The 2115-nt window shown below is 49.3% G+C and carries 4 protein-coding genes; all 4 read right to left on the bottom strand.

Features of this window, described 5'->3' with window-relative positions:
* Positions 1 to 233: 233 nt before the first annotated feature.
* Positions 234 to 590 (bottom strand): AraC family transcriptional regulator, encoded by a 357-nt coding sequence (locus tag QUB30_RS33405; protein ID WP_333342615.1) that lies wholly within the window; start codon positions 588 to 590, stop codon positions 234 to 236.
* Positions 591 to 679: 89 nt separating this feature from the next.
* Positions 680 to 955 carry an SDR family oxidoreductase gene (locus QUB30_RS33400; protein ID WP_333342613.1) on the bottom strand — a complete coding sequence of 92 codons (276 nt, stop codon included), beginning with the start codon at positions 953 to 955 and terminating at the stop codon, positions 680 to 682.
* A complete protein-coding gene (locus QUB30_RS33395; protein WP_333342610.1) occupies positions 952 to 1635 on the bottom strand; it encodes a type 1 glutamine amidotransferase domain-containing protein in 684 nt (227 codons plus the stop codon). The genes QUB30_RS33400 and QUB30_RS33395 overlap by 4 nt, the downstream gene beginning before the upstream one ends.
* A gap of 132 nt (positions 1636 to 1767) precedes the next feature.
* Positions 1768 to 2115 (bottom strand): SDR family oxidoreductase (locus QUB30_RS33390; protein ID WP_333342607.1); only part of this gene is annotated, 348 nt, incomplete at its 5' end.

Here is a 2115-nt window from a genome sequence, read left to right as displayed (position 1 = left end):
GGGCCAACCATTTTTAGGGTTTCACTCGGTAAGATGCGCTGTACGCTAAACCCACCTAGGTCGTGCTTTTCAGGCGTGATCAATTGCTGAATGCTCATTTTTGTCCGATCCATTCTTAGTTGACGTTGTGGACGAAGATACAATCTTAGTTCTGTTGCTGCTTCAGATTCTTGCCTAACTTAATGTCAATGTAATGAGTTCCAAGGCTCGATTTCTTTCAGATTCTTATGGCGCTAACGAATCTGCTTGGGGGTCTTTCCTGTGAATCGCTTGAAGTGCTGCGTCAAATGGCTTTGGCTGGAGAAGCCGACTTGCAGGGCAATGTCCGCGATCGCCAAATCTGTTTTCGATAGCATCAATTTCGCCTGTTCCACGCGCTGTTGAATCACGTACTGACGAGGAGAAATTCCCATTGTTTGCTTAAACAAACTCGCAAAGTAAGTCGGGCTAATATTGATTACTTCTGCAAGCTCAGTCAGTGACAAATCTCGATCAAGGTGAGTACGAATATACCCGAGGACTGGCTGTAATCGGGTATGCGTTAAGCCTTTGTGCTTGGCTTTAAGGGTTGGCGTTGTAATTGTTAGCATGGTTCAAAGATTGGCAATTTGCTCAACAAAACAGGCAAAAGCTAGTCATCGCGCATTCAATCACTGCAATATTTTGCATTGCCGATCGACTACTGCGCTGCATACCCACCATCTATCATCAACGTTTCACCTGTTATGAATGATGCCATGTCAGATGATAAAAACAGAACTGCATTTGCAACTTCAAGCGGTGTGCCAGCTCGTCCGATCGGGTGAAGTCCTGCCAAGTAAGCTTTGGCTTCATCTGTAGCAGCTTCAAACAGATCTGTTTTGATTGATCCTGGTGCAACGCCATTAATGCGAATACCCGCTTTGGCATATTGGAGTGCAGCAGCTTTTGTTAAACCTACTACCGCACAGCTCAAACAGAGCGAAGCAACTTCAGCAACTCTTCCGCTGCGGGTTCCGAAGATGCCGGATTCTGTCCGGTCACGAGCCTCCCGTCCACTTGGACATAGGGAACCCAGTTGGCGGTTTTACTGTAGATGCTACCCCGTTCCTTTAGCCGGTCTTCCAACAAAAAAGGTACGACAGCGGTCAAGCCCACCGCTTCTTCTTCTGCATTCGTGAACCCGGTCACGTGCTTGCCTTTGATTAGATACTCGCCGTCCTTTCCGCGCACATTGATCAACGCAACCGGCGCGTGACACACTGCACCGACTGGCTTGTCGGCCTTCACGAAGGCTTCGATCAGTGCGATGGATGTCGCGTTGTCGGGCATGTCCCACATCGGGCCATGTCCGCCGCGGTAGAAAACTGCGTCGAAATCGTCTGCGGACACGTCGGCTAGCTTTTTCGTGTTGGCAAGTTCAGCCTGCGCTGCGGTGTCTGTGCGGAAGCGCTTCGTTAATTCGGTCTGGAACTCGGGTACCTCGCTTTTCGGATCGAGCGGCGGCAGACCGCCCTTCGGTGAGGCCACCGTGATCGCTGCTCCCGCATCCTTCAGCACGTAATAGGGAGCAGCAAACTCTTCCAGCCAGAAACCAGTTTTCTTTCCGGTATCGCCAAGTTGGTCATGAGACGTGAGAACAATGAGAATCTTCATAGCAAACCTCCTTTTTAAGAACTCAAACACGGCCCTTCTCGCTGCATAACACCTAATTCGCCTTCAGTGTTGGTGTGAGAACATATCGGTGTCGATCGCTATTTGGTCGCAACGTTTCGCACTGCCTTTCGACTACTGCGCTACAAACCCACCATCTACCATCAACGTTTCACCTGTTACGAACGATGCCATCTCAGATGATAAAAACAGGACTGCATTTGCAACTTCAAGCGGTGTTCCAATTCGTCCGATCGGGTGAAGTCCTGTCAAGTAAGCTTTGGCTTCATCTGTAACTGCTTCAAACATATCTGTTTGGATTGCCCCTGGTGCAACGACATTGATGCGAATACCCGCTTTGGCATATTGGAGCGCAGCAGCTTCAAACATATCTGTTTGGATTGACCCTGGTGCAACGCCATTAATGCGAATACCCGCTTTGGCATATTGGAGTGCAGCAGCTTTTGTTAAACCTACTACCGC

The sequence above is a fragment of the Microcoleus sp. BROC3 genome, assembly GCF_036702515.1.
GTDB lineage: Bacteria > Cyanobacteriota > Cyanobacteriia > Cyanobacteriales > Microcoleaceae > Microcoleus.
This window is presented reverse-complemented; position numbering and strand designations above follow the sequence as displayed.